We start from the raw sequence: 25,060 nt of genomic DNA, 5'->3' as shown, positions 1-25,060 counted from the left end.
CCTCAGCCCTCGGGCAGCACGATCGCCGTCAACCCCGGATCCGGGTTGAACGCGACCTCCCAGCGGTAGCCGTCGGGGTCGGCGAAGTAGCCGGAGTAGCCGCCCCAGTCACGCTCCACCCCGTCCTGCACGTGCGGCGCACCCGCCGCCCGGGCGGTTGCGAGCACGTCGTCGACGCCCTCGGGCGTGGGCAGGTTGTGGGCGATGGTGAGCGGGGCGACGCCGGGGCCGGTCATGGCGGGGCCGACCTCGGCCTCGAAGTGGGTGCGCTCCCAGAGGGAGAGGACGAGGGCGGGACCGGCGCGGAACATCAGCACCTCCCCGGGTACGTCGAGCTCGGGCGACCAGCCGAGGCCGTCGACGTAGAAGCGGCGAGTGGCGTCGAGGTCGGCGACGGCGAGCGTGATGAAGCTGATCCTCTGGTCCATGAGGCCACCCTCGCACCGCCCACCGACAGGCGCGGGCAGTGACTGCCGTCACATCCGATCGTTGTGCCGACGTGACCCCCCTCCGGAGCGCGGCCGCGGCCGCGCTGCTCGCCCTGACCGCCCCTGCCCTCACCGTGCTGGCCGACGGCCCGACCGCGCGGGCCACGACGGTGGTGACGCCCACCTACGAGGAGTACGTCGCGCTCGGTGACTCGTGGTCGGCGGACGTCGTGTTCTTCGACAAGGACGGGCTCCCGGACTCCAGGTACGTGCCGGTCGACTGCGCGCAGTCGCACAGCAACTACCCGAAGCTGGTGGCGAAGCAGCTCGGCGTCCGCACCTTCCGCGACGCGACGTGCGGATCGGCGACGACGGACCACTTCACCCAGCCGCAGGAGCTGCCGCTCGGGGGCGTGAACCCGCCCCAGTTCAACCGCCTGACCCGTACGACGGACCTGGTCACGGTCGGCATCGGCGGCAACGACGCGGGCGTGGCCGCCGGTGCGTTGTCGTGCATCTCGGCGCTGCCGATCGGGATCCCGGCGCCGAGGCTGCCGCTGCCGGACGTCCTGCCGCTCGTCGACATCGCACAGTTGCCGCTGGGCGCGTGCAAGGAGCGGTTCACGGCGGGCGGGACCGACCGGCTCGCGCAGGCCGTCGCACGCTCCGAGATCAAGGTGGTGCGGGCGCTGCAGGAGATCCGCCGGCGCTCGCCGAAGGCGCGGATCCTGCTGGTCAACTACCTCGACGCCATCCCGGCCAAGGGGTGCTGGCCGATCGTCCCGATCACGAACCCCGACATGGCCTACCTGCACGGCGTCTTCGTCGAGCTCAACGCGATGCTGGCCCGCGCGGCGAGGCGGGGCGGCGCCGAGCTCGTCGACACCCACCCGCTCAGCACCGGCCACCACGTCTGCACCGGGCCCCGCACCCGGTACGTCGAGGGCCTGGGCGTGCTCTCGGTCAACGACCTGGCGGTCGCCGTCCCCGCCCACCCCAACGCCGCCGGGGCCAGGTCGCAGGCGAGGTCGGTGCTGCAGCAGCTGCGGACACCGGCGGGCTGAGCGCGCTCAGTCGGACGACGCGGCCGCCGGGAGCACCGGGGCCGGGGCGACCTGCGCCTGGGACCCGCGGACCTTCCGCCGCCGCCAGACGACGAGCAGGAAGCCGAGGGAGACGGCGATCGCGGGGGCCGTGAGCAGGGTCGCGAACCAGGCATCGACCGTTGCGAACGGCAGGTCGAGCAAGCCCCACACCACCAGTGCGGTCGGCACGGTCGACACGAGGCCCAGACTGGCCACGCGCCACTCCTCCGCCGCCACCTCGGCACCGGCACGACGCGCCCCGACCAGGTTGACGACCGCGATCGCCAGGGCGGCGACCAGGCCCACCAGGCCGGTCGTCGTGACCCGGTCGAGCCCGTCGAGCTCTTCGTCGTACCGGACCACGAGGACGGGTGCGGCGGCAGCGGCCAGGACCAGCACGGACAGGTCGAGGCGGCGTCCGGGCAGCGCCGGGATCGCCGGGTCACGTCGCCGGCGCCGGTCCTGGGCGCGGGCGGCGAGGAAGGCACCGACGGGAGCCCAGGTGCTCAGGAAGGCGGCACCGGCGAGGTTCGTCTCGAGCTGCGTCGTGTCCGGCCAGGCGTTGCCCAGGACGAGGTAGCCGACCCGCAGCAGCGGCGCCGTCAGCAGGAGCGCGAACGCGTAGGCCATCAACGCCTGGTGCATGGCGAGCTGGTGCCGTCGCGCGGCGGCCACGCCGAGCACGGTGGCCGTCGCCGTCCCGAACGCGAGGGCCCAGAGCTGGACGTGGAACGCCGGGCCGTCGTAGGTGCGGTCGGGACCGACGGCGAGGAGGTACACCGCGGCACCGGCCATCCCGACCAGCGCCAGCCCCGCGGCGACCCGGCCGATCACGCGGTGCCGCGCCAGGTTGCGGCGCAGCCGTGCCGAGAACTGCACGGCGAACAGGACGATGGCGATCCCGCCGGTGGTGGTGTGGAACAGCATCGTCAGCCGGTTGTCGGCGTACTCGCCCCCGCTCACGGTGTGGATGGACCCCGGGCCGTAGGCCTCGTCGTGGTCGACGACGGCGGCGAACGTGTGGTCCCACAACCCGGGGGCGCCCGGGTCGAAGAAGCGCCACGTGAACTCGACCGCCATCGGGCCGTAGAGGACGGCGAGGGCCGTGATGGCCACCCAGCCGACCACCGAGGCCCGCCTCCACCTGCTGAGCTCCACGCGTCCCCACTCTCCTATAACGTTTGTTATAACCAGTGTGATGGATACTGGTGGACATGTCGAGCGATGTGAGGCCTCTCACCGGCGTCCCGATGCGCCAACGGCTGACAGCGGCTGCCGCCCAACTCGTCGCGGCAGGAGAGGCGGCGTCCCTCAGCACGCGCCGGGTCGCCGCAGTCGCAGGCACCTCCACGATGTCGGTCTACACCCACTTCGGGTCGATGGAGGCGCTCGTGAGGGCGGTCGTCGAGGAGGGCTTCGCCCGCCTGGAGGCCCACCTGGCTGCCGTCGAGCCGACCGCGGACCCGGTGCACGACCTGGCTCGGCAGACGGCGGCGTACGTCGCCCACGCCCGGGAGAACCCCGAGCTGTACGCCGTCATGTTCGCGACCGCGCCGCTCGCCGGCTATCGGCCCGCGACACCGGAGGAGCTGCACCTCGGCCGACACGAGACCCTCGACCGAGTGGGAGCCAGCATCGAGCGCGCCGTCGAAGCCGGACGCTTCGAGTCACAGCACGGATCCGCGCCGGTCTTCCGCTGGTGGACCATCGTCCACGGCTACGTCCTGCTGGAGGGCGTGGGCTACCTGGCCCGCGAACGCGGCCCCGGACGCGTCCTCGGCCCGTTGCTCGTGGACTTCCTCGTCGGGCAGGGAGATGCGCGGGCCCGGGCCGGGCGCTCCGTCTCCGGCGTCCTCACCTGAAGCAGGTGCCTCAGCGGGCGAGGTGGTCGCGCAGGCTCGTCAGCTGGGCGCCGGCGTCGTCGAAGTTCGCCGGGTCCAGCCACCGCTCGTGCGCCGACCGGACCGCCGGCCACTCGCCGTCGGTCACCGAGAACCAGTCGGTGTCGCGGTTGCGTCCCTGGGTGACCATGTGGTTGCGGAACCGGCCCTCCTCCACGAAGCCGAGGCGCTGCGCGGCGCGCCGCGACGGCTCGTTGAGGCTGTCGCACTTCCACTCGAAGCGGCGGTAGCCGAGGTCGTCGAAGGCGTACCGCATCAGCAGGTGGATCGCCTCCGTCGCGGCACGGGTGCGCTGCAGGGACCTGCCGAGGAGCACGCCCGCGACCTCGATCTGGCCGTGCGCCGGCTCGATGCGCAGGTACGACGCGATGCCGGTCGCCTTTCCGGCCCGCTCCCCCTCGAGCGGCACCAGCGCGAAGGTCACCATGTCGTCGGCGTCGACGTGGGCGGCCAGGTGCATCCACAGGTCCGCCAGGGAGGTCGGCCGCGGGACCGGCCGGTAGGTCCACAGGTCGTCGTCGTCCGGACCGCACGTGGCGGCGAACAGGTCGGCGTAGTGGGCCGACGAGAGGGGGCGCAGCTCGACGTACCGCCCCGTGAGCACGATCGGCTCCGGCCAGGGTCGCGGCTCCCAGCCGGGGACCTCGTCACCGACCGCCTGGCCGAACGCGTTGGTCACCACCGGGCGCGCACCCGTGCGTCGATCTCGGAGCTGACCGGGTCGTCGGCGGATCGCACGAACACGGCCGTCAGCGAGCCGCCGTCCGCGAGCAGCCGGTCCCGCAGGACGCGCCAGTCCGCGAGGTTCGGGTGCTCGACGGCCGTGCACGCCTCAGCGGGCGCGAGCGCGGTGATCGCCTCGTCGAGCTGCTGCGGTGTCATCTCGAGGGTCGCCGTGGAGCCGTCGTGCTTGAGCACGGTGGCCAGGACGACGGCGGGCAGGGCGTGGACGCCGCCCGGCCGGTTGACCAGGCCCGGCTCACCGTCGAGCGCGAGCCCGAAGGACACCGGGAAGCGCCACCCGTCGACCTGCTCGGCCAGCCGGTCCCGGATCGCCCGCAGCCCCTCGACCGTCGACCACTCGCCCAGCGGGTCGAAGTCGAAGGCCGGCAGGCCGTCGATGCTGGTGCGGTTCTTGCGGCGGCGGTAGTCGGCGGAACCCTCGACACCCTTGCGGTCGAAGTACGGCTGCAGCAGCTCCCGCTCGCCGACGTACTCCATGACGGGCACGCCGAAGCCGCACGAGTCCGAGATCCGCTCGATCTCGACGACGATCACGGCGCGGGCACCGGGCAGGTCGACGAAGAGCGGCTCGAGCAGGAGGTACTCGTCGTCGTACCGGGTGACGACGCGGCCGCGACCGTGGAAGCGGACGATGTTGGGAGCGCCGTCGAACGCACAGAACATGACCGTCACCCGGCCGTTCTCGCGCAGGTGGGCGATGGTCTCGCTCCCGCTGCCGGAGGTGTCGAGCCAGGCGAAGGTGTGCTCGTCGAGCATCCGGAAGGTGCCGGGGATGCCGCGGGGCGACAGGTTGACGTGCCCGTCCGCCGCCAGCGGCGAGGTCGCGACGAAGAAGACCTTCTGGCTCTCGACGAACTCGCGCAGGCGGCCCGCGACGCGGGCGTGGATCTTCATTGCCCGGACCCTAGGAGGTGACCGCGCCGAGGGCGGCGGACTGGACGGTCCTGGCGTACTTGCCCAGCACCCCGCGGGTGTACTTGGGCGGCAGCGGCTCCCAGCCGACCTTGCGCGCCTCGAGCTCGGCCTCGTCGACGGCCAGCTCGAGCGTGCGGTTGGCGACGTCGAGGGTGATCCGGTCACCGTCGCGGACGAAGGCGATCGGGCCGCCGTCGACGGCCTCGGGCGCGATGTGGCCCACGCACAGGCCGGTCGTGCCGCCGGAGAAGCGGCCGTCGGTGACCAGCACGACGTCCTTGCCGAGGCCGGCGCCCTTGATCGCGCCGGTGATGGCGAGCATCTCCCGCATGCCGGGGCCGCCCTTCGGGCCCTCGTAGCGGATCACCACGACGTCGCCGGACACGATGCGGCCCTCCTCCAGCGCGTCCATGGCCGCCCGCTCGCCGTCGAAGACCCGGGCGGTGCCGGTGTAGACCGAGTCGTCGAAGCCGGCGCTCTTGACGACCGCGCCCTCGGGCGCGAGCGAGCCCTTGAGGATGGTCAGCCCGCCACTCTTGTGGATCGGGGCGTCGAGCGGGCGGATGACCGTGCCGTCGACGGCCGGCGGTGCGAGCTCGTCGAGGTTCTCGGCCATCGTCCTGCCCGTGACGGTGAGGCAGTCGCCGTGCATGAGGCCGGCGTCGAGCAGGGCGCGCATGACCATCGGGATGCCGCCGATCTTGTCGATGTCGTTCATGACGTACCTGCCGAACGGCTTCATGTCGGCCAGGTGCGGCACCTTGTCACCGATCCGGTTGAAGTCGTCGAGGCTCAGCTCGACCTCGGCCTCGTTGGCGATCGCCAGCAGGTGCAGCACGGCGTTGGTCGAGCCGCCGAGGGCCATCACGACCGCGATGGCGTTCTCGAAGGCCTCGCGCGTCATGATCTGACGCGCGGTGATGCCCTTGCGCAGCAGGTTGACCACGGCCTCGCCGGAGCGGTGCGCGAAGCCGTCGCGACGGCGGTCCACCGCCGGCGGGGCGGCGCTCCCCGGCAGCGACATGCCGAGGGCCTCGCCCACCGAGGCCATGGTGTTGGCGGTGTACATGCCGCCGCAGGCGCCCTCGCCCGGACAGATCGCCCGCTCGATGCGGTCGACCTCCTCGCGGGTGATCTTGCCGGCCAGGCACGCACCCACGGCCTCGAACGCATCGATGATCGTGACGTCGCGACCGTCGACCTGGCCGGGCATGATCGAGCCGGCGTAGAGGAAGACGCTGGCGAGGTCGAGGCGCGCGGCCGCCATCAGCATGCCCGGCAGGGACTTGTCGCAGCCCGCGAGCAGCACGGAGCCGTCGAGGCGCTCGGCGTTCATCACGACCTCGACCGAGTCGGCGATGACCTCCCGCGAGACCAGCGAGAAGTGCATCCCCTCGTGGCCCATCGAGATGCCGTCGGAGACCGAGATGGTGCCGAACTCGAGCGGGTAGCCGCCGCCCGCGTGCACGCCGTTCTTGACCGCCTTGGCGAGCCGGTCGAGCGACAGGTTGCAGGGGGTGATCTCGTTCCAGCTCGACGCGACGCCGATCTGCGGCTTGGCGAAGTCCTCGTCACCCATGCCGACCGCGCGGAGCATGCCACGGGCCGCGGCCTTCTCCAGGCCGTCGGTGACGTCGCGCGAACGGGGCTTGATGTCGGGGGCGTCGCTCATGCCCCAAGGTTAGGCGTCGATCAGTCCGGGACGCGCCGGTAGGCACCGTCGGAGGCCGCGGTGGCCATCGACGCGTACGCGCGCAGCGCGGCCGAGACCGGACGCTGGCGGTCGAGCGGCGTGTAGGGCTTGTCGCGCTTCTCCTGCAGGAGCCTGCGCTCGAAGAGCGTGTGCTCGTCGACGTCGAGGTGGATCGTACGGTTCGGGATGTCGATCGAGATCGGGTCACCGTCCTCGACGAGCGCGATCACGCCGCCGCCCGCCGCCTCGGGCGAGATGTGGCCGATGGACAGCCCGCTCGTACCGCCGGAGAAGCGGCCGTCGGTGATCAGCGCGCACTTCTGGCCCAGGCCGCGGCCCTTGAGGAAGGCGGTCGGGTACAGCATCTCCTGCATGCCCGGGCCGCCCTTGGGACCTTCGTAGCGGATGACCACCACGTGCCCCTCCTCCACCTTCTTCCCGAGGATCCCCTCGACCGCGGCGTCCTGCGACTCGAAGACGATCGCCGTGCCGTGGAAGACCAGCGCGTCGTCCGGGACGCCGGCCGACTTCACGACGCAGCCGTCGGCGGCGATGTTGCCGGTGAGGATCGCCAGGCCGCCGTCGGCGGAGTAGGCGTGCTCGAAGTCGCGGATGCAACCCTCGGCCGCGTCGGTGTCGAGGGTGCCCCAGCGGTTCTCGGTCGAGAACGGCTCCGTCGTCCGCACGCCGCCGGGCGCGGCCTGGAAGAGCTCCAGCGCCTCGGCCGACGGGCTCTCGCCACGGATGTCCCACGCGCCGAGCCACTCGTCGAGGTTCGGGGAGTGGACCGAGCGCACGCCCTCCTTGAGGGCCCCGCCGCGACGCAGCTCGCCGAGCAGGGCGGGGATGCCACCGGCGCGGTGGACGTCCTCCATGTGGAACTTCGGGGAGTTCGGCGCGACCTTGGCCAGGCAGGGCACCCGACGCGAGATCGCGTCGATGTCGTGCACGTCGAAGTCGAGCTCGGCCTCGCGCGCGGCGGCCAGCAGGTGCAGCACCGTGTTGGTCGAGCCACCCATCGCGACGTCGAGCGCGACGGCGTTCTCGAAGGCGTCGCGGTTGGCGATGTTGCGCGGCAGGACCGACTCGTCGTCGTTGTCGTAGTAGGCCCGGCACAGGTCCATGACGACCCGGCCGGCCTCCTCGAAGAGTGCGCGGCGCTTGGCGTGCGTGGCGAGGGTCGAGCCGTTGCCCGGCAGGGACAGGCCGATCGCCTCGGTCAGGCAGTTCATCGAGTTGGCCGTGAACATGCCCGAGCACGAGCCGCAGGTCGGGCAGGCCGAGCGCTCGATCGTGTCGAGCTGCTCGTCGCTGACGGCCTCGTTGGCGGAGGCCACCATCGCATCGACGAGGTCGAGCTTGCTGTGCACGATGCCCTCGATGGCGGTCGTCTTGCCGGCCTCCATCGGGCCGCCGGAGACGAAGACGACCGGGATGTTGAGCCGCAGCGCGGCCAGCAGCATGCCCGGGGTGATCTTGTCGCAGTTGGAGATGCACACGATCGCGTCGGCGCAGTGCGCCTGGACCATGTACTCGACCGCGTCCGCGATCAGCTCGCGGCTCGGCAGCGAATAGAGCATGCCGCCGTGGCCCATCGCGATGCCGTCGTCGACGGCGATCGTGTTGAACTCCTTGGCCACACCGCCGGACGCCACGACCGACTCCGCCACGATCTTGCCGAGGTCACGCAGGTGGACGTGTCCGGGGACGAACTCCGTGAACGAGTTCGCGATGGCGATGATCGGCTTGCCGAAGTCCGAGTCGGTCATGCCGGTGGCGCGCCACAGGGCACGCGCGCCGGCCATGTTGCGGCCCGACGTGGAGGTCGCGGAGCGGAGGGTGGGCATGGCTCAAGGCTACGCCTCGGCGTCGGACGGGAGTTTCACCGGCCGACCGGTGGAACTGGCGGACCTGGACGACGAAACTCACGCCTGGACGAGGAAACTTCGTCGTCCCAGCGTGAGTTTCACCGGCCGGCCGGTGAAACTCACGCAGCCTCGGCTGCCGCCTTGAGCGAGGCCAGTCCCTTCGTGAAATCCTTGCCGATCGCCTTGTCGAAGAACAGCTTGCCCATCACCGCGAACGCGAGGTTGCGCTGACCGGCCATCGTCCAGGCGACCTTCGTGCCGGCACCGGCCGGGGCGAGGTCGAACGTGACGACGTTCTGAGCCTTGAAGGGCTTGAGGAACTCGAGGTCGACGACCACCTGCTCGGGGGTGATCGAGGTGAAGGTCATCCGACCCTCCCCGGCCTTGCTGTTGCCGGCCCAGGCGTACGACGCCCCGACGCCGGCGCCGTCGTAGGTGCGCTGCAGGTCGGGGTCGAGGCCCTCCCACGGGGACCACTTGATCCACTCGTGGAAGTCGGCGACAAGGGCGTGGACCGTCGGGGCGGGCGCGTCGATCGTGGTCTCGTGGGTCTGGGAGAAGGCGGGCACGACAGGACCCTGTCAGAAGGTGCCGGCTTTGACCGACATCACGTCGGGCAGGTCGGCGGCGATCTGGCGCCACGTCTCGCCGTCGTCGGCCGACGCCCAGACCGAGCCGTTGCGGGCGCCGAAGTAGAGGCCGGCCGGGTCCTGGGAGTCGACGCAGAGGGCGTCGCGCATCACGCCGACGTAGAACGCGTCCGGCAGCCCGTCGCCGTACGGCGTCCACGACTCCCCCGCGTCGTCGGAGCGCCAGACCCGGGGCTTCGCGTCGGGCGGGTAGCGGCGATCGCCGCCGCCGAGCGGGAAGACCCAGATCGTGTCGGGCCGGTGCGGGTGGACCACGATCGGGAAGCCGAAGTCACTCGGGAGGTCGTCGCCGATCGAGGTCCAGGAGCCGCCCTCGTCGTCGGAGCGGTAGACGCCGCCGTGGTTCTGCGCGTAGAGCCGCTCGGGGCGCGAGGGGTGCCGGGTGACCTTGTGGACGCACTGCCCGAACTCGGGGTAGCGCTGGTCCTCAGGCAGGAAGTCGGCGCGGATGCCCTGGTTGCGCGGCTCCCACGAGGCGCCGCCGTCGGTCGTGCGGTAGACGCCGCCGGTCGAGATGGCGACGGTCATCGACGCCGGGTCGGTCGGGTGCGGGAGCACGGTGTGGAAGGCCTGGCCGCCGAAGCCCGCGCCCCACTCGGTGCGGTGCGGGTGGTTCCACAGGCCCTCCTCGAGCGCGAAGCTCGACCCGCCGTCGCGCGAGGTGAAGACCGCGCCCGGCTCGGTGCCGGCGTGCAGCACGCCGGGCTCGGAGCCGGGGACGACCTGCCAGATCCGCTCGACGGTCGCGCCCGCGCCCTCGGGGAACCGGATCGCACCGTTGGGTGTCTCCTGCCAGGTCGCGCCGAGGTCGTCGGACCACCGCAGCTGCGGCCCGAGCCAGCTGGAGGAGGCGCCGGCGAAGAGCCGGGGCGAGGCGCCCCGGGTGTCGACGAGACAGGAGTAGACCTCCTCCATGTCGTGGTGGGGCCCGGTGAACTCCCAGTCGGCCCGGTCGTCCGAACGGCCCACCCACAGGCCCTTGCGTGTCCCGACCATGACGATCGTCGTCATCCCTGCCTCCTGTGTCGTCGCCTCTCCCCACTCTGACCCCGACCACCGACAAAAGTCATCGGCCCCGGAGGGCGGTCCCGGAAAACTGCAAGGTTCGCCGGCCGCGTCGCTCCTACCCCCACAGAGCACCTCCCCCTCTCGAAAGGTTCCACGATGCGCACCCGACTTCTCGGACTCTCCGCCGCCGCCCTCGTCGCCGGCACCCTCACCGTCGGCGTACCGGCCGCGCCCACCCACGCCGTCGCGTGGAAGGCGGTGACCGAGGTCCCGTTCCCCGCCGGCACGGTCACCGAGGTCGAGGTCGTCTCGACCGGCGACGGCGACGCCGTCGCCGCGGCGATCATCGACGGCGCCGTGCGGGCCTACACCGCGGTCGACGGCGTCTGGACCAGCTCCGCGCTGGTGCGCGGCAAGGTCGGCACCGGCGCCACGCACCTGGTCCTCGCCAGCAACCAGAAGGGCGACAACGCCATCGGCTGGATCGAGGACGTCAACGGCGACGACCGGCTGCGGGTCTCGCGTCAGAGCTCGCCGACCACCTGGTCCGGCCACCTGCTCGGCCCGATGACGCCGGCCGGTGTGGACGTCGCGGGCAACCCCCAGCTCGCGGTCTCCGGCGACGGTCTGGTCATCTCGGCGGCCACCGTCGACGGCGGCGACACCGACCACGCGCTCGTCGTCACCGAGTGGGCGAAGGGCGGCGGGTCGCCGGGCGCACCGAAGACCATCTCCCCGGCCGACGCGTGGAACCCCGCGCTCGACGTGAACTCCAAGGGCGAGGCGCTGCTCGCCTACCAGTACACCGGCCTCGTCGACGACGTCCTCACGGTGAGCCGTCGGACGCCCGGGAAGGGCTGGAGCCTCGGCGACAGCACGTCCAACTCCGGCGACATCGCCGCGGCACCCGACGTGGCGATCGCGGAGAACGGCCAGGGCCAGGTCATCTACGGCGTCGTCGCGGCCGAGGCCTACCTCGCCGAGACCAGCCGGGTGCTCACCAACGGCACCGCGCTGGACGGCACGATCCTGTCGAGCACGCCCGAGTTCATCTCCGAGCCCACCGTCGCCATGGACGCCGACGGCACCGCCCTGTTCGCCTGGATCGCGGACAAGGACGGCACGACCTCGGTCCGCTACGCGTCGGCCGCCCCGGGAGCCGACCCGGGCACCCCGCAGACGCTCACGGGAACGCTGCCGGACGCGGAGCGCCCGATCGCGCGGATCGACGGCGCACTCCGCGTGATCCAGCACAGCGGCAACGGCAAGGTCACCACCCACCAGCGGTCGTCGGCGGTCCAGCCGTTCAGCCCCGCGACGACCGGCACCGGCTACGCGCTCGACTCCGCCCTGGACCTCGACCAGCACGGCAACGCGATCATGGCCGGGATCCAGTCCAACACGGTCCAGGCCCGCTTCCTCGACGCCGGCTCCCCGCAGCTCGCACTGACCAAGCCCGGTGCGGCCAACAACGTCTCCCTCGCCGTCCCGCTCGCGTGGTCGGCCGCCGACGCCCTGTCCGGCCTCCAGCCGGGCACCGACCTCTACCTGCGCAGCGCCGCCTGGAACCAGTCCGCCTTCTCGGCCCCGGCCGTCATCGTGAACGATGCGCCCGGCTCCACGGCGTCGTACGTCGCCGTACCTGGTCGGACCTACTGCTTCCAGGCCCGCGTGCTCGACACCGTCGGCAACGGGTCGACGTCCACGCAGCGCTGCACGACCGTCCCGCTCGACGACAAGGCGCTCGCCGGCAAGGGCTGGACGCGCCAGACCCACGCCGGCCAGTTCAAGAGCACCTGGACCACCACGACGAAGAAGAACCGCGTGCTGACCCGCACGGGCATCAAGGCCAAGCGCCTCGCCCTCGTCGTCCAGCGCGTCCCCAGNAAGGCCGCCAACCGGGTCGTGCTCCCGATCGTCACCTGGAAGCAGGTCCGCAGCGGCACGCTCGCGATCAAGGTCACCAGCGCCGACGGCCGCCCGGTCCGCATCGACGGCCTGGTCGTCGCGAAGTGACCTCTGGAGGACCGCAGGAAACTGCAAGGTCCTCCGCCCCCGCGACTCCTACCTGCAGAACCACACCCCGTACCTCAGCGAAAGGCACCACGATGCGCACCCAGCTCCTCGGACTCACGACCGCGGCCCTCGCCGTCGGCACCCTCTCCCTCGGACTCTCCTCGCCGGCGCAGGCCGGCGGCGGGATCGACGGCGGCAACATCAGCACCTCCGGCGACGTACCGAACTCGGTCGACGTGGCCGCCTACGGCGACGGCGACGCCCTCGCTGCCTGGGCCCGCCCCGTGCCCGGCGGCACCAAGGTGTATGCCGCCATCGCCACCAACGGCGTCTGGGGAGCACCCAAGGCGGTCACCGCCGCCGCGGTCACCAGCGCCCACGACGTCCAGGCCGTGGCCGACGACGCCGGCGACCTCGCCGTCGTCTGGAACCAGACCACCGGCGGCGAGCACAAGGTCCGCGGGTCCCGCTACCTCGCCAACGGCACCTGGGACGGATCCACCCTGCTCAGCCCGTCGACCGACATCACCACCGTGTCCGACATCGACGCCGAGATGGACGGCGCCGGCCGGGTCCACGTCGCCTACAAGGCGATCCACGCGGCCACACCCCGGGTCCGGACCGCTTTCTGGCGCAAGGGCGCGGCGCCGGTCCTCGGCGAGTTCCCCAACTGGACCCGCAACCCGTCGATCGCCGTGAACTCGGCCGGCCAGGTGCTGATGTCCTACTCCGACACCAACGACGTCCTGGTGACCCGGCGCACCGCCACGGTGGGCTGGCTCGGACCGAAGGTCGTCGCATGGCCTGACACGGTCGCCTGGGAGTCGAAGGCGGTCGTGGCGGACGACGGCAAGGGCGCCGTGATCATCGGCGGCTGGGACGGCGCGAACTACCGCGCGGTCGTGGCACGGGTCGGCGCCACCGGCACCCTCGGCGCACCGAAGCTCGTCTCGGGCGCCGGCGTCGAGGCGAGCCACCGCGACCTGGCGATGAGCCCCAACGGCACGCTGCAGGCGACCTGGAGCTCCTTCGAGGGTGCTCCCAACGGCAACGTGATCCGGGTGGCCACCGCCAAGCCGGGGGCGGACTTCGCCGGCGCAGGGCTCGCCGAGACCGGCATGGACTCCGTCCAGGACAACGTCGGTCTCATCTCCGACCGTGGCCTCCAGGTCATCACCCACAAGGACGACAACCTGTTGACCCTGCGCCACCGGAGCAACCCGATCCTCGTCTTCGGCAGCTACGACGCCGGCCCGACCAACGGCGCCTTCGCCGCCGACATGGATCGCAACGGTGACGTCGTCGCCGTGGGCGTCGTCGAGAACGGCTTCTCCTCCTTCGTCAGGGCAAGCTGGTACGACATGAGCGGCCCCGTCTCGAAGGTGACCGCACCCGGCGCCCAGGTCGTGGCCCGGCAGCTCGACGTGAAGTGGAGCGCGGTCGACGCGCTGATGGGCACCAAGAGCACCGACGTCATCGTCCGCTCGGCCCTCTGGAACAGCACCACCTTCAACACCCCGGCGGTCGTCGGCGACGACCTCGCCGCCAGCCCGCTCCACCTGTCGGTCGGCACCGGCCGCACGTACTGCTTCGAGGTGCAGTCGGTCGACAAGGCGAACACCCTCGGGCTGCGCTCGCCGCTGCGGTGCACCACGATCCCGCTCGACGACAAGGCGCTCGCCGGCAAGGGCTGGACGCGCCAGACCCACGCCGGCCAGTTCAACAACACGTGGACCACCACGACGAAGAAGAACCGCGTGCTGACCCGCACGGGCATCAAGGCCAAGCGCCTCGCCCTCGTCGTCCAGCGCGTCCCGAANAAGGCCGCCAACCGGGTCGTGCTCCCGATCGTCACCTGGAAGCAGGTCCGCAGCGGCACGCTCCGGATCAAGGTCACCAGCGCCGACGGCCGCCCGGTCCGCATCGACGGCTTGGTCGTCGCGAAGTAGCGCGACCCGGCCGCTCCCACCCGAACCGTCGGTCCCTTGTGGGGAGGGACCGGCGGTTCGGTGCGTCCCACCCCCGGCCCCTACGGTGTCCGGGTGACCCACGACCACCGCAGGCCCGCGCTGGGTACGGCCGTCGGCCTGGTCCTGCTGGGCATCGCGTCAGTGCAGCTCGGCGCCGGTTTCGCCAAGCTGCTGTTCGACGACATCGAGCCCAACGGCGTGGTGTGGCTGCGACTCGCCACGAGCGCCGTCGTCCTGCTGCTCTGGGTGCGGCCCCGGCTGACCGGGCGCACCCGTGCCGACTGGCTCGTCGTCGCCCGGTACGGCGCCTGCCTCGGCACCATGAACTGGGCGATCTACCAGTCGTTCTCACGGATCCCGATCGGCGTCGCGGTCACCATCGAGTTCATCGGCCCGCTCGTGCTCGCCGCCGTCGGCTTCCGCCGCCCGCGCGACCTGGCCTGGGTGGCGCTGGCCGCGGTCGGCGTCCTCCTCCTCGGGTTCGAACGCGGCCACCTCGACGCCGCGGGCGTGGGCTTCGCGCTGCTGGCCGGCGCCGCCTGGGCCGGCTACATCGTGTCCAGCGCTGCCACCGGCGAGCACTGGCCCGGCATCGACGGGCTCGCGGTCGCCGCGCTGATCGCCGTCCTGATGCTCTCGCCGCTGCTGGTCACCGTCGACGGCTCCGCCCTGGTGGACCGCCGCGTCCTGCTGATCGGCGCCGCGGTCGGCCTGCTCAGCTCGGTCGTGCCCTACACCGCCGAGCTGGTCGCGCTCCGCACCGTGCCCGCCGCGACCTTCGGCGTGCTGATGAGCCTCGAGCCGGCCGCGGCCGCACTCGCCGGCCTCGCCGTGGTCGGCGAGGACCTGGCCGCGGTGCAGTGGGCGGCGATCGGCTGCGTCGTCGTCGCCAGCGTCGGGGCGACCCGCGCCACCCGGACCCCCATTCACCCAGATGTCACCTCGGAGTGACCCGGTGCACACTCCGGGCTCGCTAGGTTGAGGACTCCCCCAGCCGCCCTCGGAGGCGATCAGATGTCCCCCTTCCCCCTTCTCCAGTCGGTCCAGGCGTGGGCCGACCAGACCCAGCAGCAGGTGCAGCAGCGGGCTCGGCGCAACGCGATGCTGGCCCTGACGGAGTGCACCCAGCGCCGCGCCGAGCGCGAGGACGTCGAGGCGTTCTTCGCCGAGCGGGCCGCCGAGCCGGCCGTGACCCGCGACACGACCGTCTCGCTCCACGCCTGACCCGACGCCGTACGACGCCCGGGTCGGGCACAATCGGCCCATGGCGACCCCTGCTCCCCGCCCCGAGCAGCGTGTCCGGACGGCCTCCCTGGCGTTCCGCGACATCCTGTCGGACGACGGCACGCACGTCCGGGCCTGGACGAACGACCCCGACGGGGTCATCGACGGCCCGACGGTGGTGCTCTGCAACGGCCTCGGCACGAACCCCTACCTGTGGCCGTGGCTGCTCGACCCGGAGTGCGGCGTCCGCATCGTGTCGTGGAACCACCGCGGCGTCGGCGGCTCGGAGCGCCCGCACGACCGCAAGCACGTCGAGATCGAGCACTTCGTCCAGGACGGCCTGTCGGTCATGGACCACTTCGGCATCGACCACGCGGTCCTGATGGGCTGGTCGATGGGGGTCAACACCGCCTTCGAGCTGACCTACCGCCACCCCGAGCGGGTCCGCGGCATCTTCGCGATGTGCGGCGTCCCCGGCGACACCTTCGCCACCATGCTCGCCCCGCTGCACCTGCCCCGCTTCGTGGCGCGGGCGATCACGGTCAACGCCTGCCGCATCGCCCAGTTCTCCGGCCCCCTGACCAACCCGGTCGCCCGCCGGATCCCGATGGGCCCCCGCACCGTCAAGCTGCTCGGCCGCACCGGCTTCATGTTCCCCGTCCCCGACCCGGACGCGGCCGCCGTGGGCCTGCAGGAGTTCCTCACCACGCCGGTCGACTGGTACGCCCGGCTGGCGATCGGCACCTCCCGCCACCCGCGGGTCCGGCTCAGCCAGATCCACGTCCCCACGATGTTCGTCTCGGCGACGTACGACGTGCTGGCCGGCGCCCGCGACATGGCCAGCGCCTCGCGCCGGCTCAGCGACCGCGGCATGGAGTCGGAGTACGTCGAGCTCAAGGGCTCGCACTTCGTCCAGCTGGAGCAGCCCGAGCGGGTCCACCAGCTGCTGCTCGACTTCCTCGAAGGCATCGAGGCCACCGCGTGAGGCGGCTGGCCCCGGCCGCAGCGCTGCTCGCGCTCGGCCTGGTCGTCACCGCCTGCAGCCAGGGCGGCAATGTCACCGACATCGACGTGTCCGGTACGGCGAGCGCGGCCCCCACCGGCACCGTCCAGGACGGGAAGCTCACCTTCGCCGTCGACGGCGTCCCCGACGTGGTCGCCACGATCGCGACCGGGCTCGCGACGCCGTGGGGCATCGACTTCCTCCCCGACGGCCGGGCGATCGTGACCGAGCGCGACTCGGCGCGGGTGCTGCTGGTGACCTCGCCCGACGTGTCCGACGGCCCGACGAAGGAGCAGGGCGAGGTCGTCGAGATCGGGCAGATCCCCGAGACCGACCCGCGTGGCGAGGCCGGCCTGTTGGGCGTCGCGGTCTCCCCGACGTTCGCTGCCGACGGGCTCGTCTACTTCTACGTCTGCACCTCGCAGGACAACCGCGTCGTGCGCGCCCGCTTCGACGGCAAGTTGCTCGAGCCGTCCGAGCCGATCCTGACCGGCATCCCGACCGGCACGATCCACGACGGCGGCCGCCTCGCGTTCGGCCCCGACGGCTTCCTCTACGTCAGCACCGGCGAGGGCGGCAACGACGCGCTCGCCCAGAAGAAGAAGTCGCTGGCCGGCAAGATCCTGCGGATCACCAGCGAGGGCAAGCCCGCCCCCGACAACCCGTTCAAGACCGTCGTCTGGTCGTGGGGCCACCGCAACGTGCAGGGCCTCGCCTTCGACACCGACGGCTCGCTGTGGGCCTCGGAGTTCGGGAACAAGAAGTCCGACGAGCTCAACCGGATCCTTCCGGGCGAGAACTACGGCTGGCCGCGGGTCGAGGGCACCGGCGGACCGAAGAGGTTCACCCAGCCCCAGCTGACCTGGAAGCCCGCCGAGGCATCACCGTCGGGCCTCACCTACGCCGGCGGCTACCTCTGGATGGCCGCCCTGCGCGGCGAGCGGCTGTGGCGGATCAAGGTCGCCGGCGGCCAGGCGAGCGACCCGGCGGCGTACTTCGAGGGCGAGAAGGCCGGCGACGCCGGCGAGTACGGGCGCCTGCGCACCGTCGCCCGCGCCCCTGACGGCCGTCTGTGGCTGACCACCAGCAACGAGGACGGCCGCGGGAACGCGGGCCCGGACGACGACCGGATCCTGCTCGTCGAACCCTAGGCCGCCCTGTTCACCTCCAGGACCGAGGCCTGCAGGAACGAACCGCCGGGCATCTTCGCGCGGGCGTAGAGCTGGACGTACGCGCAGCTCGCCACGTTCTTGACCGTGACCGTCAGGTTCCGCTTGCCGAGCTTCGCCAACGGCGGGCTCAAGTAGGTTCCGGCGAGGGCGGCCGCAGTCACGTCGAGGGCGCCGTCCTTGACGGTGACGACCTGACCACAGGCGTAGGAGTTGTCGAGCCGGAATCCGATGCTCGCCGAGGGAGCCGTCGAGTTCTGCAGGGTCACCGTGAAGGTCGCCACCTGGGTTCCGCTGATCGTCGGCGCCGTCACGATCTGGTTGGTGCGCCCCGGTCCACCGACCGCCAGCTGGCTCCCGTTCTTGAGGAACAGGTCCGCGGACGTCGCCCCGGCGAGCAGGGCCGGCTCCTCGGCCACCAGGAAGACGCTGTCGATGAAGGCCCCGTCGGTCGCGTACAGGTTGACGGTGGAGTAGTGCTCGTAGGCATCGGTCCCGACCGGGATCGGGATCTTGACGGTCAGGGTCTGATTGCCCCCTGGCGGGAGCGCCTTCGTGTAGTAGCCGTCGGGGCTGCTCGCCAACGGCTTGAGGAGCAGCGTGCCGTCGTACAGCTGTGCCTGCGCACCGGCCCAGTCCTGGATGTCGATGCGGTACTGCGCCAGCGTGGTCCCGGTGTTGCGGACCTGGAAGGTGTAGGCCAACACCGCCCCTTCCTTGCCGGCGAGGCTGACGGCGTGGCCGGCGGTGTAGGCGGACCCGTTGGGACCCTTCACGACCAGCGCGGCCGAGTGGCTGGCGGCGTGGGCGGCCGGAACCACGACGAGGGACGCAGCCAGCACGGCCACGATCCCGGACAGAAGGGCGACGAGCGTCGCCCCGACCTTCTTCCGAACCTGCATCTGGACCCCCGGGGAGCTCGGGTGCGGCCACCACCATGATGGCCCGCGACCCTTCGGACGCTAGCCCTCCGCATCCGCCTCGACATGGCCCGAATTGACCACCGGGGCACGTGTGATCCGTGCCTTGCGCGAGGCGCGGCGCAGCGTCGTCAGCACCGCCGGCCCGAGCAGCGCGACGGCGAGCGCATTGGTGATCGCGCGGCCGGTGTCCCAGCCGCCGGTCGAGGTCAGCAGCGTGTAGACGAGGAAGTGGTGCAGGTTCTCGAGCACCGGCGCGCCCGGCACGTACGACAGCTCGGTCGAGTCCTGGCCCGGCACCTGCACGCCGGCGATGAACGGCCAGCCCTGGAGGTTCATCAGCAGCCCGTAGAGGTACGCCGACAGCACGCCGTAGACGGCGAGCACCACGATCTCGGCGCGCCCGGTGAACCGGCGCGGCAGCAGTCCGGCGCCCATCCCGACCCAGGCCGCGACGAGCATCTGGAAGGGCAGCCACGGGCCGACGCCCGCGGTCATCAGGGCGGAGGCGAAGAGCGAGGTGCAGCCGAGCACGAAGCCGAAGCCGGCGCCGAACACCCGGCCGCCGAGGATCAGCAGGAAGAAGACCAGCTCGAGCCCCGCCGTACCGGCGCTGAGCAGGCGGAGCACCGCGTTGACCGCGCTGAGGACGCCGAGCAGGGCCAGCACCCGCGCGTCCATGCCGCCCTCGCTGAGCTCGGCCGCGACGACGGCGAGGATCAGCGGCAGCAGGGCGAGGAAGAGGAACGGCGGGTCGACGCGCTCGGCGGTCGGGTCGACGTCGAGGAGCAGCGGCCAGGCGAGCATGAGCAGGCCGATGACCGACACGATCACGAGGACCAGCCGCGAGCGCGGAGCAAGGGGTACGGCGATGCCGTCGGTCACGACCGGTCCCCCGCGGGTGGGGCGGCGTCGAGGGCGGCGGCGACGTCGGCGACGGTGAGCCAGCCGCGGCCGAGCACCTTGGTGACCTGGGGCGCGAACGCCGGCGACTCGGCGACCGCGGCGGCGACCGGCCCGTGCGAGACGACCTCGCCCTCGGCCAGCACGACGAGCTCGTCGGCGACCTGCGCGACGAACTCCACGTCGTGGGTCGCGACCAGCACCGCGCGCTCCGCGCCGGGCTCCGTGGCGAGCTCGCGCACCACCTCCGCGAGCGCGTGCTTCGCCGGGTAGTCGAGGCCGCGGGTCGGCTCGTCGAGCAGCAGGACCGGGGGGCGTGCGGTGAGCACGATCGCGACGGCGAGCGCGAGCCGCTGTCCCTCGGACAGGTCGCGCGGGTGCGTCTCCGGCACGATGCCGGGGGCGAGCCGCTCGAGCAGGCCGGCGCAGGTGCCGCCGCCGGCGCGGGCCGACTGGTCGGCGGCCGCGCACTCCTCGGCCACGGTCTCGAGGTAGAGCAGGTCGGCCGGGCTCTGCGGCACCAGCCCGGTCGTCGTACGACGCTGCTCGGGCCTCAGGTCCGACGGGCTGCTGCCGGCGATCCGGACGGTCCCGCTCGCCGGGGTGTGCCGGCCCTGCAGGGTCCACAGCAGGGTGGACTTGCCGGCGCCGTTGCGGCCCATCAGCGCGGTCACCGTGCCGGGCCGCAGGGCCAGGTCGACCTCGCGCAGCACCGGCGTCCGGCCGTGGCTGACCACGAGGCGGCGTACGTCGACGACGGGCTCATGGGCCTGGGGAGCGAGACGTCGGGGTGCGGCCGGCAGCCGCTCCAGCAGCGCCGGTGCCCGGCGGCGGGCGTCGCGCACGGTCAGCGGCAGCGGGTCCCAGCCGGCGAGCCGGCCGAGCTCGACCAGCGGCGGCGCGGTCGGGGCGTCGCGCAGGACCTCGGCAGGGTCACCGATCCGGATCGTCCCCGGCCGCTCCGGGTCGCCGCCGAGGACGCAGAGCCGGTCGGCGAAGGGCACGACGCGCTCGAGCCGGTGCTCCGCGAGCAGCACCGAGACGCCGAGGTCGTGGACCAGCCGGGTGAGCGTGGCGAGCACGTCCTCGGCGGCCGTCGGGTCGAGGGCGGAGGTGGGCTCGTCGAGCACGAGCAGCCGCGGGTGCGTGGTCAGCACCGCGCCGATCGCGACCCGCTGCTGCTGCCCACCGGACAGGGTGCGCAGGTCACGGTGGCGCAGCTCGGCGATCCCGAGCAGGTCGAGGGTCTCCTCGACGCGGCGGCGCATGGTGGCCGGCGCGAGGCCGAGCTGCTCCATGCCGAACGCCAGCTCCTCCTCGACGGTGTCGGTGACGAACCACGCGGGCGGGTTCTGGCCGACGTACCCGACGGCGTGGGCGCGCTCGCGCGCCGGGAGGTCGATCACGCTGGTGCCGTCGAGCTCGACCTCGCCGTGCAGCACGCCGCCGGTGAAGCCGGGGACCAGGCCGGCGACGACGCCGAGCAGGGTGGACTTGCCGACGCCGGTGGGGCCGGCGAGGACCACCAGCTCACCGGCCTCGATCCGCAGGTCGATGCCGTCGAGGACGCGGGTCCGGTCGTCGTACCCGAACCGGAGGGCGCGCAGCTCCATCATGCGAGCGCCACCTGCTCCCGGCTCCGGGCCGTCAGCGGCGGCGGCGCGACCCACACGGGTACGACGGCGACGAGCACCGCCGCGAGCGCGGGCAAGGTGACCGTCGGCACCGCGAGGACACCGGGGTGGGCGACGTCGAGGTCCCACCTGTTCACGGCCCAGAGCCCGAACCCGCAGGCGACGCCGGACAGCGCGACCACGACCTCCGGCACGCGCCAGCGGTCCGGCCGGTAGCGGGTGCGGTCGACCCGGCGCCCCGCCGACACGAAGCCGGCGAGCGCGACGGCGGTGCCGACAGCGAGCATCGGCAGCGCGAGGAGGCGGGGCGCGGTGGCGTCGAGGACGGCGTACACCCCCACGGCGACGCCGATCAGCCCGGCGATCATCAGCGTCCCGGTCGTGCGGCGCTGGACCGGGGTCGCGTCGCCGCTGCGGCCGTAGCCGCGCGCGTCCATGCCGGCGGCGAGGGCGAGGGACCGGTCGAAGGCGTCCTCGAGCACGGGCACCAGCAGCCGCTGCACGCCCCGCACCCGGCGGAGCCGGCCCTCGGGGCCGCCCCGCAGCTGCTGCGCCGCGCGCACCCGGACCGCGCTGTCGGCGAGCTGCGGCAGCACGTTGATCGCGACGGTCATCGCCGTACCGATCTCGTAGAGGGCGGGAGGCAGCGACTTCATCAGTCGCTTCGGGTTGGCCAGTGCGTTCGCGGCGCCGACCGCGATCAGCAGCGTGGACAGCCGGAAGCCCTCGTAGGTCGCGGCGAGCAGCTCCTCGCGCGTGAACGGCCCGAGCAGCTCGATGCCTGCGACCCAGTCGGGCAGGCCGATCGTGGGCAGGGTGAAGAGCACGTGGCCCGGCGCGTTGCCGCCGAGCAGGATGCGGAACAGGATCCGCACCGCGACCAGCACCACCCCGAGCCAGACGTAGAGCCGGAACGAGCGGGCCCACGGCTGGTCCGTGCGGCAGGTCAGCACGGTCAGCGTGATGGAGCCGAGCAGCAGGGCGAGCAGGAACGGGTTCGTCGTGAACGACGCGCCGACCGCCAGGCCGAGCGCCCACACCCACCACGCGACGGGGTGCAGGTCCCGCGGGATCCTCATCCGCCCCGCCCGCTCAGCCGAGCCGACGCCGGATCAGGGGTACGGCGCCCGCGGCCCCGAGCACGCCGACACCCAGACCGACCGCGGCCCAGGTCGGGATCGGGCCGCCCTCGTCGTCGGTGTGGGCCACGTCGTCGGACTCCGGACCGGCGGTGATCTCGTCCGCTTGCGGAAGGTCGGTCCCACCGGTGTCGGTCGGCTCGGCCGCGGCCGTCTCCGTCGCGGGAGAGCTGGCGCTCACCGAGGCGGCGTCGGTCCCGGACGCGGTGGCGCTGGCCGACGGCGAGCCCGACACGCTGCTGCTCGGGTTCGCGGTGCTGTGCGACTCCGACGGCGTGTGCTTGCCGCCCGAGGGCTGCTGATGCGTGGGCGTGACCGACGGACTCGGCTGGGAGGTCGGCGTGGGCGAGGGCGTGGACACCCGCGGCGTCGGGACGACGTCCGGTGGCACCGCCCTGCCGCTGCCCTGGTACCACGCGAAGGCGACGTAGCCACCCTCCGGCACCTGGAGGCTGGACACGCCACGGGAGGAGTAGACCCACTTGCCCGACCTGCCGTCGGACCACCACAGGCTCCAGTACGACGACGCCTGGGTGCAGTCGCCGTCGTCCGGCCGACCGTTGATCTTGCAGACGAAGCCGCCCATACCGGTGCCGGTCGCGTACTCCAGCGTGTAGCCAGCCTGGGCGAAGTCGTCGACGGCCTTGCCTCCGCCGGTGCTGCAGCCGGACGTGATCTCGCCGCCGAGCTGGTTCGGGTCGACGAACACGGTCACGCCCGTCGAGCCCGGGCAACCGGCCGCGAGGGCCGGGCCGGACAACGCGGGCGACAGGACCAGGCCGGCGCCCGCGACGAGTGCCGCGGCCACCGACCAGAGGATCCTGCGCGGGCCGGTCACCGGACCCGGAAGGTCGTCGTGCCGGTGCGGTTGACGAACTGGCCGACGACGACCACCTTGGCCGTCCCGGCCCGGCGCGGCGCGGTCAGTCGGGCGACATAGGTCCCGGCCGAGGTGGCCTTGCCGACGACCCGGACGCCGCCGACGGTGACGGTGACCTTCTCGCCGGGTGCGAGGCGGCTGACGGTGATCGCGACGGTCGTCCCTCGTCGAGCGGACAGGGGGGCCTTGACTGCGAGCTTCGTGGCGGCGAGCACCTTGAGCGTCGTGGTCCTCGTGACACCGAGCGTCGTGAGCGTGAGGGTGCGGGTCGCCGTACCGGCGGGCGCCTTGATCGTGACCGCGCCCGGGCCGGTCTTCTTCACCGGGGTCGCGCCGCCCGACACGCAGGCCGGCTGCGTCGCACGCAGGCCAGCGACCTTGACGGCGACGTTGGCGCCGGCGGCGACGTAGCTCGTCGTGGCAGACACCGTCGGTGCGCTCCGCGGCAGGTAGGCGAGGCCGACCAGGGCCTGAGCGGTCGCCGGCGCGGTCTGGTCGAGGTCGTCGTCGCCGATGCCGCCGGCGAGGGTCGCGTCGTCGTAGGCGATGGCGCCGGCGTGGGTCGGGGTGACGCCGCACCGCGGCAGGGCCACGACCTGGTGCTCGGCGATCCACGTCGCCGCCGCGGCGGCCTCGGCCGGGTGGCCGGCCTCCGCGAACGCGTGCGCGGCCGCGCCGGTGCTGTTGGCGTTGACGCCGAGGTACGGGTCCTCGATGCCCCCGCCGACCTGGACCGACTTGAGGTACGCGACACCGGCCTCCATGGCCGTGTGGACGCGGGTGTTCCACGACCAGGTCGCCAGCGCCTGCACCGCCCACGAGGTGATGTCGGGGTTGCTCGTCCCGTCGCCGAAGCCCCAGCCGGCGGCGTCACCGGTCTCGCGCTGGCCGACCAGGAAGTCCCGGGCCTTCTCGGCCTCGTCACTGCCCAGCTGGGTGAGCGCGAGCACGGCCCACACCTGGTTGCCGGCATAGTCGATGTTGCCGAGCTGGCCCGTCGTGTCGTCGACCTGCGCCTCGAGCGCTGTCTCGAGGTCGAGCACGCTGTCGCCCGCCGCCTTCGGGTCACCGCCGGTCACGGCGTAGAAGTACGCCGCCTGCGCAAGCTTGCCGGCGTTCGCGGGAGCGGCCGGGTCACCGACGTAGGAAGCGACCGTCGCGTCCACGCCGTCGACGATCTTGGTCAGCGCCGCCGACGGCGCCTGACCCGTCTGCACGAGGCCGACGCCGAAGTCGAGGTTCGCGGCGTAGAAGAAGCCGTTCACGCCCCCGCCGGGGATCAACCCGTCGTCACCGATGACCCCGGCAAGCCAGTTGGCGGCGGCCGCAGCCTCGGGCGCCGGAGTGTCGGCGGCGTGGGCCACCGGCGCCGGAACGGCCAGACCGAGGCCGGAGGCCACGAGGACTCCACCGGCAACGAGGACGGAAGCGCGACGGGCGCGCGTACGGAGGGACATGATTTCCTTCCCGCTGCAGCAACGCGGGAACGGCATCGCCGACCCGCTGCTCTCCACGACAGCGTGTGTGTCAGGACGTGCGCAGCAGGTGCTCCGGCTCACCACCCCGAGGCGGCCTACGGTTGCGGGTCAGCGCCGGAATTCGACCGGCTTCCCCCACCACGAACGTGGTCTGTGAACTATCCCCCGCAGCCTACCTTCCCGCGCCGGATCCACCGCCTCCGCGGATCGCGGGCGGACGACATGCCGCTGGCCCCGCCGGATCGGCGGGGTGCGGGGCTCGGTCTCTATCGGTCGGGGGTGACGGTGAAGGTCAGGCCGGTGGGGCTGGTCCACTGGTAGTGGCCGGGGCTGGTGATCTCGTAGTCCCAGGCGGAATGGGTCTTGGCGCGGTGATGGCGCCGGCAGAGGGGGACGAGGTTGCACGGGCAGGTCGGGCCGCCCTCACCGTGT

General features: G+C 72.5%; 20 protein-coding genes and 1 riboswitch. Of the genes, 6 read left to right on the top strand and 14 right to left on the bottom strand.

From position 1 onward, the window contains the following. Positions 1-2: 2 nt before the first annotated feature. Positions 3-428 (bottom strand): VOC family protein, encoded by a 426-nt coding sequence (locus tag ASE20_RS08560; protein ID WP_056894151.1) that lies wholly within the window; start codon positions 426-428, stop codon positions 3-5. 71 nt (positions 429-499) lie between these two features. Here ASE20_RS08560 and ASE20_RS08555 point away from each other — a divergent pair, with 71 nt between their 5' ends. Next, positions 500-1,492, top strand: coding sequence for an SGNH/GDSL hydrolase family protein (locus ASE20_RS08555; protein ID WP_056894150.1), 993 nt, complete (start codon positions 500-502; stop codon positions 1,490-1,492). Positions 1,493-1,498: 6 nt separating this feature from the next. Here ASE20_RS08555 and ASE20_RS08550 read toward each other — a convergent pair whose 3' ends face one another. Further along, complete coding sequence (locus tag ASE20_RS08550) at positions 1,499-2,671, bottom strand: DUF2306 domain-containing protein (protein WP_056894149.1); 1,173 nt, start codon at positions 2,669-2,671, stop codon at positions 1,499-1,501. A gap of 56 nt (positions 2,672-2,727) precedes the next feature. Here ASE20_RS08550 and ASE20_RS08545 point away from each other — a divergent pair, with 56 nt between their 5' ends. Then, positions 2,728-3,375, top strand: coding sequence for a TetR/AcrR family transcriptional regulator (locus ASE20_RS08545; RefSeq protein WP_157538416.1), 648 nt, complete (start codon positions 2,728-2,730; stop codon positions 3,373-3,375). 10 nt (positions 3,376-3,385) lie between these two features. On the opposite strand, the gene ASE20_RS08540 is transcribed toward ASE20_RS08545, so the two are convergent. The 6 genes from ASE20_RS08540 to ASE20_RS08515 form a co-directional block, all read right to left on the bottom strand. Continuing rightward, complete coding sequence (locus ASE20_RS08540; RefSeq protein WP_082612303.1) at positions 3,386-4,093, bottom strand: GNAT family N-acetyltransferase; 708 nt, start codon at positions 4,091-4,093, stop codon at positions 3,386-3,388. After that, positions 4,090-5,052: a pyridoxamine 5'-phosphate oxidase family protein gene (locus tag ASE20_RS25520; protein ID WP_225869037.1), complete on the bottom strand. Its 963-nt coding sequence runs from the start codon at positions 5,050-5,052 to the stop codon at positions 4,090-4,092. The genes ASE20_RS08540 and ASE20_RS25520 overlap by 4 nt, the downstream gene beginning before the upstream one ends. A 10-nt stretch (positions 5,053-5,062) precedes the next feature. After that, a complete protein-coding gene (gene ilvD, locus ASE20_RS08530) occupies positions 5,063-6,745 on the bottom strand; it encodes a dihydroxy-acid dehydratase (RefSeq protein WP_056894146.1) in 1,683 nt (560 codons plus the stop codon). 20 nt (positions 6,746-6,765) lie between these two features. Beyond that, positions 6,766-8,613, bottom strand: a complete 1,848-nt coding sequence (gene ilvD, locus ASE20_RS08525) for a dihydroxy-acid dehydratase (protein WP_082612261.1) — start codon at positions 8,611-8,613, stop codon at positions 6,766-6,768. Positions 8,614-8,753: 140 nt separating this feature from the next. Continuing rightward, the gene (locus tag ASE20_RS08520; RefSeq protein ID WP_056894145.1) at positions 8,754-9,203 is read right to left on the bottom strand and encodes an SRPBCC family protein; all 450 of its coding nucleotides are present in this window, start codon (positions 9,201-9,203) and stop codon (positions 8,754-8,756) included. Between the two features lie 12 nt (positions 9,204-9,215). Then, positions 9,216-10,295 carry a WD40/YVTN/BNR-like repeat-containing protein gene (locus ASE20_RS08515; protein ID WP_056894144.1) on the bottom strand — a complete coding sequence of 360 codons (1,080 nt, stop codon included), beginning with the start codon at positions 10,293-10,295 and terminating at the stop codon, positions 9,216-9,218. A gap of 4,055 nt (positions 10,296-14,350) precedes the next feature. Here ASE20_RS08515 and ASE20_RS08500 point away from each other — a divergent pair. The 4 genes from ASE20_RS08500 (at position 14,351) to ASE20_RS08485 (ending at position 17,656) form a co-directional block, all read left to right on the top strand. Then, positions 14,351-15,229 (top strand): EamA family transporter, encoded by an 879-nt coding sequence (locus tag ASE20_RS08500; protein ID WP_082612302.1) that lies wholly within the window; start codon positions 14,351-14,353, stop codon positions 15,227-15,229. 63 nt (positions 15,230-15,292) lie between these two features. Continuing rightward, on the top strand, positions 15,293-15,502 hold the full coding sequence (locus tag ASE20_RS08495; protein ID WP_056894140.1) for a hypothetical protein: 210 nt from the start codon (positions 15,293-15,295) through the stop codon (positions 15,500-15,502). Between the two features lie 40 nt (positions 15,503-15,542). Further along, positions 15,543-16,487 (top strand): alpha/beta fold hydrolase, encoded by a 945-nt coding sequence (locus ASE20_RS08490; protein WP_056894139.1) that lies wholly within the window; start codon positions 15,543-15,545, stop codon positions 16,485-16,487. Then, complete coding sequence (locus ASE20_RS08485; protein WP_056894138.1) at positions 16,484-17,656, top strand: PQQ-dependent sugar dehydrogenase; 1,173 nt, start codon at positions 16,484-16,486, stop codon at positions 17,654-17,656. The genes ASE20_RS08490 and ASE20_RS08485 overlap by 4 nt, the downstream gene beginning before the upstream one ends. Here the strand turns inward: ASE20_RS08485 and ASE20_RS08480 are convergent. From ASE20_RS08480 to ASE20_RS08455, 6 genes are read right to left on the bottom strand one after another with little or no spacing between them, the layout of a single operon-like run. After that, complete coding sequence (locus ASE20_RS08480) at positions 17,653-18,576, bottom strand: hypothetical protein (RefSeq protein WP_056894137.1); 924 nt, start codon at positions 18,574-18,576, stop codon at positions 17,653-17,655. The two genes, ASE20_RS08485 and ASE20_RS08480, sit on opposite strands and share 4 nt — an antisense overlap. Positions 18,577-18,636: 60 nt before the next feature. Then, entirely contained in the window at positions 18,637-19,479 is an 843-nt protein-coding gene (locus tag ASE20_RS08475) for an ECF transporter S component (protein WP_056894136.1), read from the bottom strand. Next, positions 19,476-21,113 (bottom strand): ABC transporter ATP-binding protein, encoded by a 1,638-nt coding sequence (locus ASE20_RS08470; RefSeq protein WP_056894135.1) that lies wholly within the window; start codon positions 21,111-21,113, stop codon positions 19,476-19,478. The genes ASE20_RS08475 and ASE20_RS08470 overlap by 4 nt, the downstream gene beginning before the upstream one ends. Beyond that, complete coding sequence (locus ASE20_RS08465; protein ID WP_056894134.1) at positions 21,110-22,210, bottom strand: energy-coupling factor transporter transmembrane component T; 1,101 nt, start codon at positions 22,208-22,210, stop codon at positions 21,110-21,112. Before ASE20_RS08465 ends, ASE20_RS08470 begins: the two co-directional genes overlap by 4 nt. 13 nt (positions 22,211-22,223) lie before the next feature. Further along, entirely contained in the window at positions 22,224-23,078 is an 855-nt protein-coding gene (locus tag ASE20_RS08460; protein WP_157538417.1) for a hypothetical protein, read from the bottom strand. A gap of 26 nt (positions 23,079-23,104) precedes the next feature. Beyond that, positions 23,105-24,607: a hypothetical protein gene (locus ASE20_RS08455; RefSeq protein WP_157538418.1), complete on the bottom strand. Its 1,503-nt coding sequence runs from the start codon at positions 24,605-24,607 to the stop codon at positions 23,105-23,107. Between the two features lie 65 nt (positions 24,608-24,672). Further along, a riboswitch (cobalamin riboswitch) is annotated at positions 24,673-24,806 on the bottom strand. Between the last annotated feature and the right edge of the window lie 254 nt (positions 24,807-25,060).

This window comes from Nocardioides sp. Root240, assembly GCF_001428825.1.
Lineage (GTDB): Bacteria > Actinomycetota > Actinomycetes > Propionibacteriales > Nocardioidaceae > Nocardioides.
This window is presented reverse-complemented; position numbering and strand designations above follow the sequence as displayed.

Coding starts and splice junctions, on each gene's coding strand:
- ASE20_RS08495 (WP_056894140.1), top strand. CDS start 15,293: ATGTCCCCCTTCCCCCTTCTCCAGTCGGTCCAGGCGTGGGCCGACCAG.
- ilvD (WP_056894146.1), bottom strand. CDS start 6,745: ATGAGCGACGCCCCCGACATCAAGCCCCGTTCGCGCGACGTCACCGAC.
- ASE20_RS08490 (WP_056894139.1), top strand. CDS start 15,543: ATGGCGACCCCTGCTCCCCGCCCCGAGCAGCGTGTCCGGACGGCCTCC.
- ASE20_RS25520 (WP_225869037.1), bottom strand. CDS start 5,052: ATGAAGATCCACGCCCGCGTCGCGGGCCGCCTGCGCGAGTTCGTCGAG.
- ASE20_RS08455 (WP_157538418.1), bottom strand. CDS start 24,607: ATGTCCCTCCGTACGCGCGCCCGTCGCGCTTCCGTCCTCGTTGCCGGT.
- ilvD (WP_082612261.1), bottom strand. CDS start 8,613: ATGCCCACCCTCCGCTCCGCGACCTCCACGTCGGGCCGCAACATGGCC.
- ASE20_RS08470 (WP_056894135.1), bottom strand. CDS start 21,113: ATGATGGAGCTGCGCGCCCTCCGGTTCGGGTACGACGACCGGACCCGC.
- ASE20_RS08480 (WP_056894137.1), bottom strand. CDS start 18,576: ATGCAGGTTCGGAAGAAGGTCGGGGCGACGCTCGTCGCCCTTCTGTCC.
- ASE20_RS08560 (WP_056894151.1), bottom strand. CDS start 428: ATGGACCAGAGGATCAGCTTCATCACGCTCGCCGTCGCCGACCTCGAC.
- ASE20_RS08515 (WP_056894144.1), bottom strand. CDS start 10,295: ATGACGACGATCGTCATGGTCGGGACACGCAAGGGCCTGTGGGTGGGC.
- ASE20_RS08465 (WP_056894134.1), bottom strand. CDS start 22,210: ATGAGGATCCCGCGGGACCTGCACCCCGTCGCGTGGTGGGTGTGGGCG.
- ASE20_RS08545 (WP_157538416.1), top strand. CDS start 2,728: ATGTCGAGCGATGTGAGGCCTCTCACCGGCGTCCCGATGCGCCAACGG.